General features: G+C 70.8%; 18 protein-coding genes. 11 read left to right on the plus strand and 7 right to left on the minus strand.

Going from position 1 to position 15,823, the window contains the following annotated elements; all coding sequences use genetic code 11:
• On the plus strand, positions 1–273 hold a 273-nt coding region (locus ABD679_RS13825), incomplete at its 5' end, for a TRAM domain-containing protein (RefSeq protein ID WP_344760588.1).
• Complete coding sequence (locus ABD679_RS13830) at positions 270–497, plus strand: hypothetical protein (protein WP_344760589.1); 228 nt, start codon at positions 270–272, stop codon at positions 495–497. The genes ABD679_RS13825 and ABD679_RS13830, both read left to right, overlap by 4 nt.
• A 133-nt stretch (positions 498–630) precedes the next feature.
• Here the strand turns inward: ABD679_RS13830 and ABD679_RS13835 are convergent, their stop codons facing one another.
• From ABD679_RS13835 to ABD679_RS13865, 7 genes are all read right to left on the minus strand, one after another.
• Complete coding sequence (locus ABD679_RS13835) at positions 631–1,734, minus strand: ABC transporter permease (RefSeq protein ID WP_344760590.1); 1,104 nt, start codon at positions 1,732–1,734, stop codon at positions 631–633.
• Positions 1,731–2,672, minus strand: a complete 942-nt coding sequence (locus tag ABD679_RS13840; protein ID WP_344760867.1) for an ABC transporter ATP-binding protein — start codon at positions 2,670–2,672, stop codon at positions 1,731–1,733. Before ABD679_RS13840 ends, ABD679_RS13835 begins: the two co-directional genes overlap by 4 nt.
• Before the next feature lie 59 nt (positions 2,673–2,731).
• Positions 2,732–3,157, minus strand: a complete 426-nt coding sequence (locus ABD679_RS13845) for an SRPBCC family protein (RefSeq protein ID WP_344760591.1) — start codon at positions 3,155–3,157, stop codon at positions 2,732–2,734.
• Complete coding sequence (locus ABD679_RS13850; RefSeq protein WP_344760592.1) at positions 3,154–4,134, minus strand: HlyD family secretion protein; 981 nt, start codon at positions 4,132–4,134, stop codon at positions 3,154–3,156. Before ABD679_RS13850 ends, ABD679_RS13845 begins: the two co-directional genes overlap by 4 nt.
• 15 nt (positions 4,135–4,149) lie before the next feature.
• Entirely contained in the window at positions 4,150–4,482 is a 333-nt protein-coding gene (locus tag ABD679_RS13855) for a hypothetical protein (RefSeq protein WP_344760593.1), read from the minus strand.
• The gene (locus ABD679_RS13860) at positions 4,479–5,207 is read right to left on the minus strand and encodes a TetR/AcrR family transcriptional regulator (RefSeq protein WP_344760594.1); all 729 of its coding nucleotides are present in this window, start codon (positions 5,205–5,207) and stop codon (positions 4,479–4,481) included. Before ABD679_RS13860 ends, ABD679_RS13855 begins: the two co-directional genes overlap by 4 nt.
• Positions 5,208–5,389: 182 nt before the next feature.
• Positions 5,390–6,148 carry a helix-turn-helix domain-containing protein gene (locus tag ABD679_RS13865; RefSeq protein ID WP_344760595.1) on the minus strand — a complete coding sequence of 253 codons (759 nt, stop codon included), beginning with the start codon at positions 6,146–6,148 and terminating at the stop codon, positions 5,390–5,392.
• 122 nt (positions 6,149–6,270) lie between these two features.
• On the opposite strand from ABD679_RS13865, the gene ABD679_RS13870 reads away from it, so the two are divergent.
• From ABD679_RS13870 to ABD679_RS13910, 9 genes are all read left to right on the plus strand, one after another.
• A complete protein-coding gene (locus tag ABD679_RS13870) occupies positions 6,271–7,707 on the plus strand; it encodes an FAD-binding oxidoreductase (RefSeq protein WP_344760596.1) in 1,437 nt (478 codons plus the stop codon).
• Positions 7,704–8,576: a class I SAM-dependent methyltransferase gene (locus ABD679_RS13875; protein ID WP_344760597.1), complete on the plus strand. Its 873-nt coding sequence runs from the start codon at positions 7,704–7,706 to the stop codon at positions 8,574–8,576. Before ABD679_RS13870 ends, ABD679_RS13875 begins: the two co-directional genes overlap by 4 nt.
• 64 nt (positions 8,577–8,640) lie before the next feature.
• Complete coding sequence (locus ABD679_RS13880; protein WP_344760598.1) at positions 8,641–9,645, plus strand: PhoH family protein; 1,005 nt, start codon at positions 8,641–8,643, stop codon at positions 9,643–9,645.
• A gap of 9 nt (positions 9,646–9,654) precedes the next feature.
• Positions 9,655–10,152 (plus strand): rRNA maturation RNase YbeY, encoded by a 498-nt coding sequence (gene ybeY, locus ABD679_RS13885; RefSeq protein ID WP_344760599.1) that lies wholly within the window; start codon positions 9,655–9,657, stop codon positions 10,150–10,152.
• A gap of 109 nt (positions 10,153–10,261) precedes the next feature.
• Positions 10,262–11,137: a CorC family transporter gene (locus tag ABD679_RS13890; RefSeq protein ID WP_344760600.1), complete on the plus strand. Its 876-nt coding sequence runs from the start codon at positions 10,262–10,264 to the stop codon at positions 11,135–11,137.
• Positions 11,124–12,329, plus strand: a complete 1,206-nt coding sequence (locus ABD679_RS13895; RefSeq protein ID WP_344760601.1) for a lipoprotein N-acyltransferase Lnb domain-containing protein — start codon at positions 11,124–11,126, stop codon at positions 12,327–12,329. Before ABD679_RS13890 ends, ABD679_RS13895 begins: the two co-directional genes overlap by 14 nt.
• Before the next feature lie 36 nt (positions 12,330–12,365).
• Complete coding sequence (locus ABD679_RS13900) at positions 12,366–13,388, plus strand: magnesium and cobalt transport protein CorA (protein WP_344760602.1); 1,023 nt, start codon at positions 12,366–12,368, stop codon at positions 13,386–13,388.
• A gap of 103 nt (positions 13,389–13,491) precedes the next feature.
• Positions 13,492–14,892, plus strand: coding sequence for an oxygen-independent coproporphyrinogen III oxidase (gene hemN, locus ABD679_RS13905; RefSeq protein ID WP_344760603.1), 1,401 nt, complete (start codon positions 13,492–13,494; stop codon positions 14,890–14,892).
• 19 nt (positions 14,893–14,911) lie between these two features.
• The gene (locus ABD679_RS13910; RefSeq protein ID WP_344760604.1) at positions 14,912–15,664 is read left to right on the plus strand and encodes a helix-turn-helix domain-containing protein; all 753 of its coding nucleotides are present in this window, start codon (positions 14,912–14,914) and stop codon (positions 15,662–15,664) included.
• Positions 15,665–15,823: the final 159 nt, after the last annotated feature.

The raw sequence follows: 15,823 nt of genomic DNA on the forward strand, positions 1-15,823 counted from the left end.
CACGCGCGCCTGTCGCGGCTGCAGGCGCACATCAACGAATACTCGGCCGGCATCTCGCGGGCGATGGTGGGCAGCGTGCAGTCGGTACTGGTCACCGGGCCGTCGCGCAAGGACTCGAACGAGCTGACCGGCAAGACCGAGAACATGCGCTCGGTGAACTTCCCCGGGCACCCGCGGCTGGTCGGTCAGTTCGTCGATGTCGTCATCACCGAAGCGCTGAGCAATTCCCTGCGCGGGCGCGTGGCGATGGCCGATGGGGACGCCGCGGCGTGAACGCACCACCGCCGCGGTCGCCGTCGCTGATCCGGCGCTGCGCACTGGGCATCTGGCTGTGCGGGATCGCGCTGATGGGCGTGGTCGAGTTTCGCCGCTACGCGCTTGCCGGCGGCGAACTGTCGATGACGCCGGTGGCGTGGATGTGGCTCGTCGGCTCGACGGTGACCGGCGTGGTTGGCATCGTGTTGCTGGTGCGCGAGTTGCGGCGGCATCGCCGGTAGGCCTGGCGGGTCTTCCGGACAGAACCCCTTGTGGGGGCGGCCATGGCCGCGATGCCTTTGCAGGAAAAGCATCGCGGCCATGGCCGCTCCACAAGAGCTTCAGGCCCACGGGCACTGCACTCCACGGGTTGCCTCAATCCAGCCGCTTGCGGAAGCGCAGGATCGCCGCGGCCATCATCACGACGGTAAATACCAGCAGCGCGGCGACTTCCGGCCACAGGTCCACGAGATTAGCCCCGCGCAGCATGATCCCGCGGATCAGGCGCATGAAGTGGGTCAGCGGCAGCACCTCCGCCAGCCACTGCACCACCCGCGGCATGCCGGCGAAGGGAAACATGAAGCCCGGCAGCAGGATCGAGGGCAGGAAGAAGAAGAACGTCATCTGCATCGCCTGGAACTGCGACTGCGCGCGCGTGCTGATCAGCAGCCCGAGGGTGAGGTTGGCCACGATCAGCAGCATCGAAGCGATGTAGACATCCAGCACGCCGCCGCGCACCGGCACCTGGAACAGCCACATGCCCAGCGCCAGCACCACCGTGGTCTGCAGCAGGCCGATCGCGATGTACGGCAGCACCTTGCCGATCATCAGCTCCGAGCGGCTGAGCGGGGTGGCGATCAGCAGTTCCATGTTGCCGCGCTCGCGCTCGCGCACGATCGCCACCGCCGTGAACAGCACCATGGTCATGGTCAGGATCACGCCGATCAGGCCGGGCACGATGTTGACCGCCGAGCGCCGCTGCGGGTTGTAGAAGCTGACCACGCTGACCTGCCCGGAGCCGGTGCGTTCGCTCTTCGCGTTGCTTGCCGGCGTGCCGTCGAGCGGCAGCTGGGCGAGCTGGACCGCCGCGCTCTGCACCACGGTGTCGCTGCCGTCGACCAGCACCTGCACCGCCTCGCGGCCGTCGAAGCGGCGGCGCTCGAAGTCCGGCGGGACCACCACCCCCACGCTGATCTCGCCGCGCCGCAGCGCGTCCATCAGCTGTGCCGGCGACGTGGCGGCGAGCTTCGGCGTGATGACGCCGGTGGCCACCATGTCCATCACCAGCGCGCGCGAGGCGGCCGTGTTGGCCTGGTCGGCGATGCCGGCGTCCAGGCCGCGCAGGTTGAGGTTGATCGCGTAGCCGAACAGCACCAGCTGCATCACCGGGATGCCGAGGATCATGCCCAGCGTGACGCGGTCGCGGCGCAGCTGGCACAGTTCCTTGACCACGATGGCGAACATGCGGCGCAGGTTCATGCCGGCTCCGGCCGCTGCTCGCGCGCGTCGTCGGACTGGCCGCCGGTGGCGGACACGAACACGTCTTCCAGGTTCGGCTGCGAGGCGCCGACTTCGGCCTGCAGGCCGGCGTTCCCGAGCACGTCGCGGATGCGCACGGCGGCGTCGCCGTTGCGGTCGGTAAGCACGCGCAGGCTGTTGCCGATCTGGGCGACGCTGAGTACGCCCGGCACGTCGACCAGTGCCTTCTGCACGCGGCGCGGCTCGCGCGCGTCGACCAGCACCGTGCGGCCCTCGAGCGCCGCCGTGAGCTCGCCCGGCGTGCCGTCGGCGACCAGCGCGCCGTGGTCGAGGATGGCGATGCGATGGCAGCGTTCGGCCTCGTCCATGTAGTGGGTCGAGACCAGCAGCGTGGTGCCGGCGTCGGCGAGGTCGAACAGCTTCTCCCAGAAGTCGCGGCGCGACTCCGGATCGACCGCGCTGGTGGGCTCGTCGAGGAACAGCAGCTCCGGCGCCTGGATCACCGCGCCGGCCAGCGCCAGGCGCTGCTTCTGGCCGCCGCTCATGGTGCCGGCGAGCTGCTTCTGGCGGTCGCCGAAGTGGTACTGCTCGACCAGGTCGTCGATGCGCCTGCGCGCCTTCGCCTTCGGCACGTCCTGCACGGCGGCGAGGAATTCGAGGTTCTCGCGCACGGTCAGGTCGCCGAACAGCGAGAACTTCTGGGTCATGTAGCCGATGCGGCTGCGCAGCTGCTCGGACTGTTCCGGGATGCGCAGGCCAAGCACCTCGATCTCGCCCCCGGTGGGCGTGAGCAGGCCGCACAGCATGCGGATGGTGGTGGACTTGCCCGAGCCGTTGGGGCCGAGGAAGCCGTAGACGCAGGCCCTGGGCACCGACAGGTCGACATGATCCACCGCGAGCAGGTCGCCGAAGCGCTTGCTCAGGCCGCGCGCACGGATGGCGAGGTCGTCACGCGTCGTCGATGTTCCGCTGGTGGAAGGCATGGCAGGTCCGCGCGCTATGCACCGGCTTCGCAGCGCGCCTTGAGGCCCGCCGCCTCGAGCGCGAGGTAGCGCTCGATCGTCTTGCGGCCCATCGGCGCGGCCAGCAGCGCGAGCGGGCCTTCGAGCGAGAAAGCGAGGACGACCTCGCACCCCTCCGGTTCCGGCGTGAGCACGTGCGAGGCGATCGAGCGCAACCCGGGGCGGCGCGAGGCCCACGCGAACTCGCACTCCGGCCGCCAGCGCTCGACCATCCACTCCGCCGGGCGCAGCCGCGGCTGGTGCAGGCGCACGCGCGTGCCGATGCCCGGCTCGCCGGGATCGAGCACGTCCACCGCATCCACGGTCGGCGTCCACTCGGGCCAGCGCGCGAAGTCGGCCAGCCAGCGCCAGGCGACCGCGTGCGATGCCTGGATCCGGCACCTGCGCTCGAACCGTTTCATGGCGTGTCCTCTGCCCGCCGCTCGGCCGGCGCGAACTCCACCCGTACCGGCAATCCGGCCGGCAGGTCGACGCCGGGCGCGAGCTGGACCTCGGCCAGGTAACTCAGCCGCGCCGCGTCCTCGCCGGTCAGCGCGTAATACGGGGTGAAGGTCGGCTCGCTGCGGACCATGCGCACGGTGCCTTCGAGCGCCTGCGCGCGGCCTTCGACGAACACCCGCGCACGCTGGCCGACGGCGACGTCGGCGCGGATCGGCTCGGGCACGTACACGCGCGCATGCGGCGCCTCGCCGACCAGCATCACCACCAGCGGCGCGCCGACCGGGGCCTGGTCGCCGAGCTTGTAGGGAATGCTGTCGATGCGACCGGCGCGGGGGGCGACGAGATCGAGCTTCTGCAGCGTCGCCTGCTCGGCCTCGGCCTGCGCCTGCGCGGCCTGCAGCGCGGCCTCGCCCTGGGCGAGCTGTTCGGCGCGCGTGCCGTGCACAAGTTCGTCGAGCGCGGCCTGCGCGGCGCGCACCTGCGCCTGTGCGTTGCCGGCGGCGGCGCGGGCGCGGTCGACCTCGGCGGCGGCGACCAGCTGGTGCTGGCCCAGCGGCTGCAGGCGCGCGTAGTAGGCGCTGGCATCGCGGGCCTGCGCCTGCGCGGCATTGAGATTGGCGCGTGCCTGGTCGATGTCCTCGCGGCGCGGGCCGGCCTCCAGTTCGGCCAGCGCCTCGCGCTGGCGCAGCACCTGCGCAAGCGCTGCCTGCGTCTGTGCTTCGGTGCGGGTGCGTTCGAGCGTGAGTAGCGTCGCCCCGGCTTCGACGCGCTGGCCCTCGCGCACGTCGATGGAGACGATGCGCTCGGCCACCGGCGCCGGCAGGGCGACGCGGTCGTATTCCAGCGTGCCCAGCGCCTGCGGCGCGTCGTCGCTGCAGCCGGCCAGCAGCAGGCACAGCGCCAGCGGAAGGAAACGTTTGCGTGGCCTGGCCTTCATCGAGCGCCTCGGGGATCAGAGCGTGCAGGCGTCGCCGCAATCGCCGCAGTCGCCGGCGACATCGCGTTCGATCGCCCGGCGCAGCGCGGGAAGCGCCATCAGCGGCAACAGCGGCCAGTACGCGGGCACCTGTCGTGCGAGCAGCGCCATGCCGTCGGCGCCGGTGTGCAGGCGGTCGTCGCGCAGGTCGCGCACGACCACCTCGCCCATGCGCATCGGCCGATCGAACGGCGATTGCACGCAGTCCTCGACGCGATCCAGCCAGTCCAGCCGCTGGTGCATGCGCGCGTAGCGGGCACAGCGTGCGCAATCGGGATTGCGGTGGACGCGAACGGTCTTCTTCTTCATTCTCCGGGCTCCTTCAGTTCCAGCCCGCGGTCGAGCAGCGCGATCGCATGCCGGCGCACATCGTCCAGGCCGAGATCCTCGGCGTCGAACAGCGCGCGCCAGATCGGCGCGCCGGCCGCGGGCAGCAGGGTCAGGCCGACCAGCGAGGTCATGAGCAGGCGCGGGTCGAGGTCGGCGTTGAGCGCACCTCGCGCCTGCGCGGTGGCGAACCGGGCAACGATGGTGCGGGTGATCTGCGGCGCGATCCGGGTGACCAGCAGGTCGCGCAGCGCGCCGCCTTCGCACAGCACCTCGCGCACCCACAGCTGCGGCCACCACGGGTACACCTTCATCACTTCGGTCACGCCGCAGACGAAGGCGGCGACCGTGTCCGCGACGTCGTCGCCGGCCGCCAGCACGCGCTCGCGCAGCGTGGCGAAGCCGGCGAGCATCCGCTCCTCCACCAGGGCGTCGACCAGCTGCGCCTTGTCGCCGAAGTAGTAGTGCAGCAGCGCCGGGGTGACGCCGGCCTCGGACGCGATGGCGCGCAGGGAGGTCGCGGAAATGCCCTGGCGGACGAAGCAGGCGATCGCGGCGTCGAGCAGGCGCTCGCGCTGGTCGGCGACCTTGCCGACCGGACGGCCGGGCGCGCGTGGCCGGGCGACCCGTCCGGTACCCGGGCCGGCGTCGGCGCCCTTGCGGGCGGGTCGGCGCCCGGCGCCGGATTTCGGGGAGCGGCTGTCCATGCGCCGTAATTTAATTCAATGATTAATTAAAAATCAACCACGCATTGCCGAAAATCCGATGAGCGGCACACGCGGATCCGCCCACCCGTTCGATCCGCGCGCACGCCATCTCAAAATTTATTGTTTATCAACAAGTTGCAATCAGGCAGCGACATGGCGATCCAGCGCGGTCGCCATCGGGTTCATCGGCCCCCTGCCCGCTCCGGCTCAGCGCCCCGCAGCGAATCGAGCAGCGAGAACACCCACGGCCGCAGCGCCAGCAGCATGCCGGCGCTGCGCCTGCGCGCGGGCGGCAGGGTGGCGTCGATGGTGGCCATTTCGCGGAATTCCGCGGCCAGGTGTTCGAGCTTGCGCCGCAATACCGCGATCGAGCTGTCGCCCAGTTCGCGCACCTCCATGACCAGCAGCGCGTCGCGGCCGCCGAAGGCATCGCGCAGGAATTCGCCGGTGGCGACCTGCGCGTAGCGCCTGCGGACGGGGCCGTCCTCGCGCCACTCGAAATCGCGCGCCACGCGCAGGCGGACTCGGTCGCGGGGCAGCAGTTCGACCAGCCGCAGACGGTCGAGCCTGGCCAGCAGCAGGGTGGCCTCCGGCACGTCGAGGCCGAATTCGCGGCGGATCACGGGCACCTTCCAGTCGTTGCACAGCAGGTGGAAGACCAGCAGCAGCCGCGGATCGGCGGCGAGCGCGGCCTCCTGCGCCATGTCCAGGCGCTCGCGATGGCCGCGCGCGCCGCGCGCCAGGCGCACGAGTTCGAACAGGTCGATGTCTAGCAGTTCGCAGATGCGCTCCAGCCGCGCCAGGTCGATGCGGCCGGAGGAGAACATGCGCTTGACCGTCGGCTCGGAGACGCCGAGGCCGCCGGCGAGGTCGGCGTAACGCATGCCGCGCTGCTTCAGCACCTGCTTCAGCGCGCGCAGCAGGGTGTCGCGTTCGCTCATCGGGCGCTCCGGTGTCGGGATCGAACCCGAAAGGTATCAAATATCGATACGTTCCAGATTGATTTTGCAAATCATGATGCGCGGTTCGAGGGTAGGCCCGGTCCAGCCACGAGCGTTTGCCCATGCCCTCCACCGCCGTTCGCAGCGAACCCGCTGCGGCCCTCCCCGCCGCGACCGTCCTTAACGATGTCCACTCGCGCCTCAACCGGACGCGGGTCGACGCGGTGCTTCGTCCCTCCAGCGTCCCCGCCGCGATCGACGCGGTGCGGGCGAGCGCACGCGCCGGCGAATCGCTGGCCGTCATGGGCGCGCGCCACGCCATGGGCGGGCAGCAGTTCCTGTCCGGCGGGCGCGTGCTCGACCTGGGTGCGCTCGACCGCGTCACGGGCTTCGACGATGGCCGCGGCCTGGTGACGGTCGAGGCCGGCATCCGCTGGCCCGCCCTGCTCGCCTGGCTCGCGGCGCACCCGGGCAACACGCGCGGCTGGACCATCCGCCAGAAGCAGACCGGCGCCGACGATTTCAGCCTCGGCGGCGCGCTGGCATCGAACATCCACGGCCGCGGGCTGGCATTCGCCCCCTTCGTCGACGACGTCGAGTCGCTGACCCTCATCGACGCGGACGGCACGCTCGTGCAGGCCAGCCGGCGGGTGAATCCCGAACTGTTCGCCCTGGTGGCCGGCGGCTACGGACTGTTCGGCGCGGTGATCGGCATCACCCTGCGCCTGGTGCCGCGCACGACGCTGGTGCGCGAGGTGCGAATGACGCGCGCGACGCAGTTGATGGCGGATTTCGACGCCGCGATCGCGTCGGGTTGCACCTACGGCGATTTCCAGTTCACCGTCGACGCGGCCAGCGAGGATTTCCTCGACCTGGGCATCCTGTCCTGCTACCGCCCGACGGACGGCGACCCCGGCCACGCGCACCGGCGCGCCCTGGATGCGCGCGACTTCTCCCGCCTGCTGTCGCTGGCGCACACCGAGCCCGGGCGGGCGTTCGCCGAGTACGCCGCGTTCTACCTGGCCACCGACGGCCAGCGCTACGCCTCGGACGAACAGCAGGCCGGCGTGTACCTGGGCGACTACCACGCGCCCATCGACGCCTGCCTGGGCCATGCAGGGTCGGAGATGATCACCGAGCTCTACATGCCGCGCGCGCGGCTGGCCGATTTCCTCGGCGCCGCCGCCGACAGCCTGCGCCGCACGCGCGCGCAGGCCATCTACGGCACCGTGCGCCTGATCGAACGCGACGGCGACAGCCTGCTCGCCTGGGCGCGCGAACCCTGGGCCTGCGTGGTCTTCAACCTGCACGTGCGCCACGATGTCGCCGGCCTTGCCGCCGCGGCGCACAGTTTCCGCGCCCTGATCGACCTCGCGCTCGCGCGCGGCGGCAGCTACTACCTCACCTACCACCGCTGGGCGCAGCGGGAACAGGTCGAGGCGGCCTACCCGCGGTTCGGGGCGTTCCTGCGCGCCAAGCGCGCCTTCGACCCGGCCGGGCGCTGGTGCAGCGACTGGTATCGCCACCACTGCCGGCTGTTCGGCGAGGCGCCCGCGTGAACGCGCCGGCGCGGGTATCCACCTCGATGCTGATCGCCGCGGCCGAAATCCTCGCTGCCGGCGACCAGGCACGCGACGCGCTGCGCGCGCGGCTGGCCCGTGCCTGCCTGGCGGCCTGCGGCGATGCCGGCAGGCGGCTGCTGCGTCTCGCGGATTCCGCTGCAGGGCGGATGCTGCTGCGCCTGTCGGAATTCGCCGTCCTGCCGGGGATCGCCGCGCATTACGGCTGGCGCAAGCGCCACCTGTGGCGCTGGGTGCACGACGACGCCGTCGCCGGCACGCGGCAGTTGCTGGTGCTGGGCGCGGGGTTCGACGCGCTGGGGCCGCGCATGGCGGCAAGGCATCGGTCGCTGCGCGTGTTCGAGGTCGACCGTCCCGGCACCATCGCCATCCGTACACGCGCACTGCAGGCATGCGGCATCCCGCGGTCGCGGCTGGCGCTGCGCGCCGCAGACTTCGCGCAAGACCGGTTGCGGGACACGCTGCGAAGCCTCGGGGCGGATGGCTTCGACCGCAATGCGCCGACGACCGTGGTCGCCGAAGGGCTGCTGATGTACCTGCCGCTGCCTGCCGTCGCCGCGCTGTACGACGACCTGCGGGCGCACTGCCGCGCGCCGGCCAGCGTCGTCGCCACCGCGATGGAATGCGACGCCCGGGGCGCCCCGGGCTTCCGGCGCCAGCGGCCGTGGCTGCAGCGATGGCTCGCACGCCGCGGCGAACCGTTCGCCTGGGGCGCAGCCCGCGCGCAACTGCCGGCGGTGATGGCAGCGGCCGGCATCGCCCTCCGCGAGACCATCGACCCGGAGACGCCCCGCGACCCGGACCCGTGCCCCGGCGAGTGGCTGTTCCGCGGCACGCTGCACAGGTGAACGCGCGCCATCGACGACCGCCCCGTGGTTGGCCGCGACACGCCCGCGCGCTACGCTCGCGCCCATGCCCACACCCCACCAGCGCGACTTCACCCTCGAACCCGTCGACAACGAGCGCCTGGCCAACCTGGCCGGCCCGTTCGACGCACACCTGCGCCAGATCGAACTGCGCCTGGGCGTGGAAATCGCCAACCGCGGCAACGTGTTCCGCGTCACCGGGCGCGATGAAGCACCGGTCGCGCAGGCCGAGCGCCTGCTGCGCACGCTGTACGCCGAAGCCGGCGAGGAAACCTTCGACGGCCAGTCGATCAACCTGCGCATGAACGCGGCCGGCGTCGAGGCCGATGCCGCGACCGGCCCGCGCGATGACGGCGACTACGTCCCGCAGGACGTCGCCATCCGCGTGCGCCGCGGCACCGTCCGCGGACGCGGCCCGAACCAGCAGAAGTACCTGCATTCGATCGCCACCCACGACATCAACTTCGGGGTCGGCCCGGCCGGCACCGGCAAGACCTTCCTTGCCGTGGCCAGCGCGGTGGAAGCGCTCAACGAGTCGCGGGTGCAGCGGCTGGTGCTGGTGCGCCCGGCGGTGGAGGCCGGCGAGAAGCTCGGCTTCCTGCCCGGCGACCTGTCGCAGAAGGTCGACCCCTACCTGCGTCCGCTGTATGACGCGCTCTACGAGATGCTGGGCGTGGAGAAGGTGCTCAAGCTGCTGGAGAAGAACGTCATCGAGATCGCGCCGCTGGCCTACATGCGCGGGCGCACGCTCAACGATGCCTACGTGATCCTGGACGAGGCGCAGAACACCACCATCGAGCAGATGAAGATGTTCCTGACCCGGCTGGGCTTCGGCAGCACCGCCGTGGTCACCGGCGACCTCAGCCAGATCGACCTGCCCAAGCACGTCAAGTCCGGCCTGCGCGACGCGGTGGAAGTGCTGCACGACGTGGAGGGCGTGAGCTTCACCTTCTTCGAGTCCGGCGACGTGGTGCGGCATCCGCTGGTGGCGCGCATCGTCGGCGCCTACGACCGCCGCGACGCGCAGGATGCGTCGACCGGACCGGCGTAGACTGCGCGCATGACCCGTGGCCCGGCCCGCCTCGACGTTTCCGTCGGCTATGCCCTGCCCCGCGCCGGCCTGCCGGCGGCGGTGAGCTTCCGCCGATGGGTGGCCGCGGCGCTGTCCGGACGCATCCGCGAGGCGGACCTGGCCGTCCGCCTGGTCGACGAGGCCGAAGGCCGCGCGCTCAACCGCCACTACCGCGGCAAGGACTACGCCACCAACGTGCTGAGCTTCCCGGCCGACATCGCCGAGGGCGTCAAGCTGCCCAAGGGCGTGAAGATGCCGCTGCTCGGCGACCTGGTGCTGTGCGCGCCGGTGGTCGCCCGCGAGGCGCGCGAACAGGGCAAGCGGCTCAACGACCACTACGCCCACCTGACCGTGCACGGCGCCCTGCACCTGCTGGGCTGGGACCACGAGGACGCGCGCGAGGCCGAGTGCATGGAAGCGCTGGAGCGCGAGATCCTCGCCGCGCTGGGCATCTCCGATCCCTACCGGGACGAGCTGGACGCCTGAGCCCGGCCGGCCCGCCGGTTGACGCATGCGTGTCGCCGCGTTTCACCAGCCGGGCGAAAACCCGCGCTAGACTTCCCCCGTGGCCCAGCCGGGCGCCGACAAGACTGCAATGCCAGAGGACGACAGTAGTACCAGCCACGCCCCCGAGATCCCGGAAAAACGGCGTTCGTGGCTCGACCGCATCAGCTCGATGCTGTCCGGCGAACCTTCCACGCGCGACGACCTGGTCGAACTGCTGCGCGACGTGCAGGCCGACGGCCTGATCGCCGCCGACACGCTGAAGATGATGGAGGGCGCGCTGACCGTGTCCGAACTCAGCGTGGGCGACGTGATGATCCCGCGCTCGCAGATGGTGATGCTGTCGGCCGACGAGCCGTTCATCGAACTGATGAAGCACGTCGTCGAGTCGGGGCATTCGCGCTTTCCGGTTCACGGTGACGACAAGGACGAGATCCTCGGCGTGCTGCTGGCCAAGGACCTGCTGCGCGGCGTGGTCGCCGACAACGGCCCGGCCTCCGTGCACGAACTGCTGCGCCCGGCGGTGCTGATCCCCGAATCCAAACGCCTGGACGTGCTGCTGCGCGAGTTCCGCCAGTCGCGCAATCACATGGCCATCGTCATCGACGAGTACGGCGGCGTCGCCGGCCTGCTCACGATCGAGGACGTGCTCGAACAGATCGTCGGCGAGATCGACGACGAGCACGACGACGCCGAGGACCCCGGGGCGCTGATCGCCGCGCAGGCCGACGGCCAGTACGTGGTCGACGCGCTGACGCCGATTGCAGATTTCAACGAGCGCTTCAGCGCCGACTTCGGCGACGACGAGTACGACACCATCGGCGGCCTGGTCACCGCGGCCATCGGCCACCTGCCCGAGGCCGGCGAGGAGCTGACGCTCGGCCGCTTCGGCTTCCGCGTCGCGCGTGCCGACGCGCGCCGCCTGCATGCGCTGCTGGTCAGCATCCACGGCGATGACGCCGGCTGAGCGGGCGCCAGTGCGCCGCGGCATCCGGCTGCTGCTGGTGCTCGCGCTGTGGCTGCTGGCCTGCCAGGCCGCGCTTGCGCAGGCGGCAGGCGATGCGCCGCGGATCGGCGTGGCGACGATGCAGCCGGGCACGGTGTTCTTCGAACGCTTCGGCCACGATGCACTGGTGGTGGTGGACCCGGCCACCGGCGCGGCGACCTCGTACAACTTCGGCTTCTTCGACCCGGACGAGCCCGGCTTCATTGCCAACTTCGTCTTCGGCCGCATGCGCTACCGCCTGCAGGCGCTGCCGTTCGCCGACGACATGGCCTACTACCGCGACGTCGGCCGCGGCGTCTCGATCCAGTGGCTGAACCTCTCCGACGCGCAGGCGCGCCACCTGGCCGCGGCGCTGGCCGAGAACGCCCGCCCGGAGAACGCGCGCTACGGCTACGAGTACTTCACTGACAACTGCGCCACGCGCGTACGCGACGCCATCGACGATGCGCTAGGCGGCGCGCTCCACCGCGAGGTCGGCGGCCGTTCGCGCGGCAGCACCTACCGCAGCGAGTCGGTGCGCCTGGCCTCGCCCGCGCCGTGGATGTGGCTGGGCTTCGACATCGGGCTGGGACCTGCCGCGGACCGGCCGCTGTCGGTGTGGCAGGAATCCTTCGTGCCGATGCGCCTGGCGGACGCGCTGCGCGAAGCCACCGGCAGCAACGGCCAGCCACTGGTGCTGGCCGAGGAACAGATCCTGCCGCACCGCATCGCGCCCGAGCCGGCCGAAGCGCCGCGCCCGTGGTGGCCGTGGGCGCTGGCCGGCTTCGCGGTCGCCATCGCCACACTGCTGGCGGCGCCGCGCGCGCCACGCGTGGTCGCGGCGGCGGCGCTGCCGTTCTGGGGCCTGTGCACCGGGCTCGGTGCGCTGATGCTGTTCATCTGGATCTTCACCGCGCACCGCTTCGGCTGGAGCAACCACAACCTGCTGCTGTTCAACCCGCTGTGCCTGCTGCTGTTGCCGGGCGGCTGGCGGACCGCGCGCGGGCGCGCGGCAGGCCCGTGGTTCGATCGCTGGCTGCTGGTGGTAGCCGCCTGCACGGTGGTCGCATTGTTCCTGCTCTGGCTGCCGGTGGCCCCGCAGCGCAACGCGCCCTGGATCGCGCTGCTGCTGCCGATCCACGCCGGCCTGTGGCTGGCGCTGCGCCGACGCTGACTTGCCGCGTTCCACCGTGCGGGGCAGGATGCGCGCATGATCTCGCCCCTGCCCGACAGCGCCGCCGCAACACGTCCCGACGTGCCCGGCTGCGTGGTCAACGCCGCGCTCTACAACGCCAGCGGAAAACTGCGCGACATCTCGCTGGACGAAATCAGCGACGTCCTGTCGCACGACGACGACAGCTTCGTCTGGGTCGGCGTGTACGAGCCCGAGGACGCGGTGCTCGACAAGCTGCAGGAGGAGTTCGACCTGCACGACCTGGCGATCGAGGACGCACGCAACGCGCACCAGCGCCCCAAGCTGGAGGCTTACGGCGACTGCCTGTTCGTGGTGGTCAACACCGCGCAGGTCATCGACGAGCGCATCCGCTACGGCGAGACCCACGCCTTCCTCGGACCACGCTACCTGGTCACCGTGCGCCACGGTGCGTCGCTGTCCTACGCGCCGGTGCGCGCGCGGGTGGAACGCGAGCCGGAACTGCTCGAACTCGGCCCCTCGTACGCCCTGTACGCGGTGCTCGATGCGATCGTCGACAACTACCTGCCGATCGTCGACGAGTTCAAGCAGACCCTGCTGGTGCTGGAAAAGGACGTGTTCACCGAGGACTTCCACCGCGGCACGGTGGTGCGCCTGTACGACCTCAAGCGCGAGCTGACCTACATGCGCCTGGCGGTCACGCCGCTGCAGGACGTGCTCTCGCAGCTGGTACGCACGCCGAGCACGCTGCTGGCGCAGGAAACCCGGGTCTATTTCCGCGACGTGCTCGACCACTCGGTGCGCAGCAACGAAACCATCGATGCCCTGCGCGACATGCTCGGCACCGCGCTGGGCGTCAACCAGGCGCTGGTGACGCTGGCGCAGGGCGAAGTCGTCAAGCGCCTGGCCGGCTGGGCCGCCGTGCTCGCAGTACCCACGCTGGTGGCCAGCTGGTACGGCATGAACTTCGAACACATGCCCGAACTGGCCGGCCGCTACAGCTATCCGATCCTGATCGGGCTGCTGGCGGTCGGCTGCTTCGCGCTGTACCGGTACCTCAAGAAGGTGCACTGGCTGTAGTGCGTTCCGCCCGACCGGCGCCGCCGTGGATGCGCGCAGCGCCCTGCCCGGCGGTTGATCCGCGTCAAGGCGCGCGCGCTGCCGGCGCCCTAGCTTGGGCGCCATGCTCGCCAATCCCGCCTTCGACGCCGACCTGCTGCGCCGCTACGACCGCCCCGGGCCGCGCTACACCTCCTACCCGACCGCGCCGCAGTTCGCGTCCGGCTTCGGCGAGGCGCAGCTGCGCGCGGCGGCGCTGGCCAGCAACGGCGACCCGATCCCGCGCCGGCTGTCGCTGTACGTGCACGTGCCGTTCTGCCTGAGTCCGTGCTTCTACTGCGGCTGCAACCGCATCATCACCCGCGACAAGTCGCGCGCCGGCACCTATCTGGCACGCCTGTACCGCGAGATCGGGCTGATGGCGCAGCTGTTCGACCGCGACCGCGAGGTCATCCAGGTGCACCTGGGCGGCGGCACGCCCAACTTCCTCGACGGCGACCAGCTGCAGGAACTGATGGAGACGCTGCGCAGCCAGTTCCGCTTCTCGCGCTCGCCGCGTCGCGACATCTCGATCGAACTCGACCCGCGCTTCGTCTCGCCCGCGGACATCGCCGGCATGGCCGGGCTCGGCTTCAACCGCGCCAGCTTCGGCGTGCAGGACTTCGATCCCGCGGTGCAGGAAGCCGTCAACCGCATCCAGTCGGTGGCCGAAACCCGCGCCGTGGTCGACGCCTGCCGCGCCAACGGCTTCCGCTCGGTCAACATCGACCTGATCTACGGCCTGCCCAAACAGACACGCGAAGGCTTCGAACGCACCATCGACACCGTGCTCGGGATGCGCCCGGACCGCCTCGCGGTGTACGGCTACGCGCACCTGCCGGAGGTGTTCAAGGCACAGCGCCAGATCCACGCCGACGACCTGCCCTCGGCGCAGGACAAGCTGGGCCTGCTGCAGCTCGCGATCGAAAAACTCACCGCGGCCGGCTACGCCTACATCGGCATGGACCATTTCGCCCTGCCCGACGACGACCTCGCCCAGGCGCAGGCCCGCGGCGGACTGCACCGCAACTTCATGGGCTACACCACCCACGCCGACAGCGACCTGGTGGGCTTGGGCGTGAGCGCAATCAGCCATATCGGCGACAGCTTCAGCCAGAACCCGCGCGACCTGCCGAGCTGGCAGATCGCCATCGACGAGGGCCGCCTGCCGGTATTCCGCGGCATGCGCCTGGACGAGGACGATCTGCTGCGCGCGGACCTGATCCAGCAGCTGATGTGCCAGGCCGAAATCCCGATCGGGGCGCTGGAGCGGCGCTACGCGATCGATTTCCACGACTACTTCGCCGATGCGCTCGCGCAGCTGCGCCCGCTGCAGGACGACGGACTGGTCCGGGTCGAGGCCGGCCGCATCGCCGCAACCACGCAAGGACGGCTGTTGTTGCGTAATATCGCCATGTGCTTCGACCGCTACCTGCCATCCCCGGATTCCGCCGGCGCCACGCCGCGCTTCTCCCGCGCGATCTGACCGCGGCAAGGGCCTGCGCGTGAGCGATACCGCGTTTCCGCGCCTGAGTCCCAGCGTGCTCGCCGACGACGGCGATGCGCTGACCTTCTGCTCGACCTGCGCGTTCTCCCAGGCCTGCCTGTCGCAGGGCATGGACAAGTCGTCGCTGCAGGACCTGCACATGCTGGTCGAGCACGTCGGCCCGCTGCACGCGGGCGAGCACGTGTTCCGCGTCGGCGACCCGTTCGAGGCGATCGCCGCGGTGCGCGCCGGCACGGTCAAGACCTACGTGGTCGACCGCGACGGGCGCGAGCACGTGCTGGGCTTCCATTTCCCGGGCGAGGTGATCGGGCTGGACGCGATCGACGGCGATACCTACCCGTGCAACGCGGTCGCGCTGGACACGGTGATGCTGTGCCGGTTCTCGTTCCCGAAGATCTCGGTGCTGGCCGCGCGCCTGCCGGGGCTGCAGCAGCACCTGTTCCGCCTGCTGAGTCGCAGCATCGGCCGTGCCGCGCTGCTGGCCGGCGACTTCAGCGCCGACGAGCGCATGGCGGCGTTCCTGATCGGCATGTCCGAGCGCCTGGCCGCGCGCGGCTTCTCGCCCAACCGCTTCGCGTTGACGATGCCGCGCACCGACATCGCCAACTACCTGCGGCTGGCGCCGGAAACGGTCAGCCGCGTGCTCAAGCGCTTCCAGGAAGACGGCCTGCTGCAGGTCGACCGGCGCGAGCTGGAGCTGGTCGACCGCGGGCGGCTGGAGGCGCTGGCGGCGCCGGTGTTGCGGCACTAGGCCGTTGCGGCAAAGCCCGGGGCCTGACCCAGCGTCGATCCTTGTAGAAGCGGCTTCAGCCGCGAGCTTTTCCATCCGTGGCCAGCAGATCAAGAGCTCGCGGCTGAAGCCGCTCCTACAAGGGCGTCGTCATCGCACGCCGCATACCCCACACCTCCG

Origin of the sequence: Luteimonas lutimaris (genome assembly GCF_039537065.1) — a bacterium.
Classification (GTDB): domain Bacteria; phylum Pseudomonadota; class Gammaproteobacteria; order Xanthomonadales; family Xanthomonadaceae; genus Luteimonas; species Luteimonas lutimaris.

Bases quoted from the DNA above. Each gene is read 5' to 3' on its own strand.
- ABD679_RS13860 (WP_344760594.1), bottom strand. From the start codon at position 5,207: ATGGACAGCCGCTCCCCGAAATCCGGCGCCGGGCGCCGACCCGCCCGC.
- ABD679_RS13850 (WP_344760592.1), bottom strand. From the start codon at position 4,134: ATGAAGGCCAGGCCACGCAAACGTTTCCTTCCGCTGGCGCTGTGCCTG.
- ABD679_RS13880 (WP_344760598.1), top strand. From the start codon at position 8,641: ATGCCCACACCCCACCAGCGCGACTTCACCCTCGAACCCGTCGACAAC.
- ABD679_RS13845 (WP_344760591.1), bottom strand. From the start codon at position 3,157: ATGAAACGGTTCGAGCGCAGGTGCCGGATCCAGGCATCGCACGCGGTC.
- ABD679_RS13835 (WP_344760590.1), bottom strand. From the start codon at position 1,734: ATGAACCTGCGCCGCATGTTCGCCATCGTGGTCAAGGAACTGTGCCAG.
- ABD679_RS13865 (WP_344760595.1), bottom strand. From the start codon at position 6,148: ATGAGCGAACGCGACACCCTGCTGCGCGCGCTGAAGCAGGTGCTGAAG.
- ABD679_RS13855 (WP_344760593.1), bottom strand. From the start codon at position 4,482: ATGAAGAAGAAGACCGTTCGCGTCCACCGCAATCCCGATTGCGCACGC.
- ybeY (WP_344760599.1), top strand. From the start codon at position 9,655: ATGACCCGTGGCCCGGCCCGCCTCGACGTTTCCGTCGGCTATGCCCTG.
- ABD679_RS13900 (WP_344760602.1), top strand. From the start codon at position 12,366: ATGATCTCGCCCCTGCCCGACAGCGCCGCCGCAACACGTCCCGACGTG.
- hemN (WP_344760603.1), top strand. From the start codon at position 13,492: ATGCTCGCCAATCCCGCCTTCGACGCCGACCTGCTGCGCCGCTACGAC.
- ABD679_RS13890 (WP_344760600.1), top strand. From the start codon at position 10,262: ATGCCAGAGGACGACAGTAGTACCAGCCACGCCCCCGAGATCCCGGAA.
- ABD679_RS13895 (WP_344760601.1), top strand. From the start codon at position 11,124: ATGACGCCGGCTGAGCGGGCGCCAGTGCGCCGCGGCATCCGGCTGCTG.
- ABD679_RS13870 (WP_344760596.1), top strand. From the start codon at position 6,271: ATGCCCTCCACCGCCGTTCGCAGCGAACCCGCTGCGGCCCTCCCCGCC.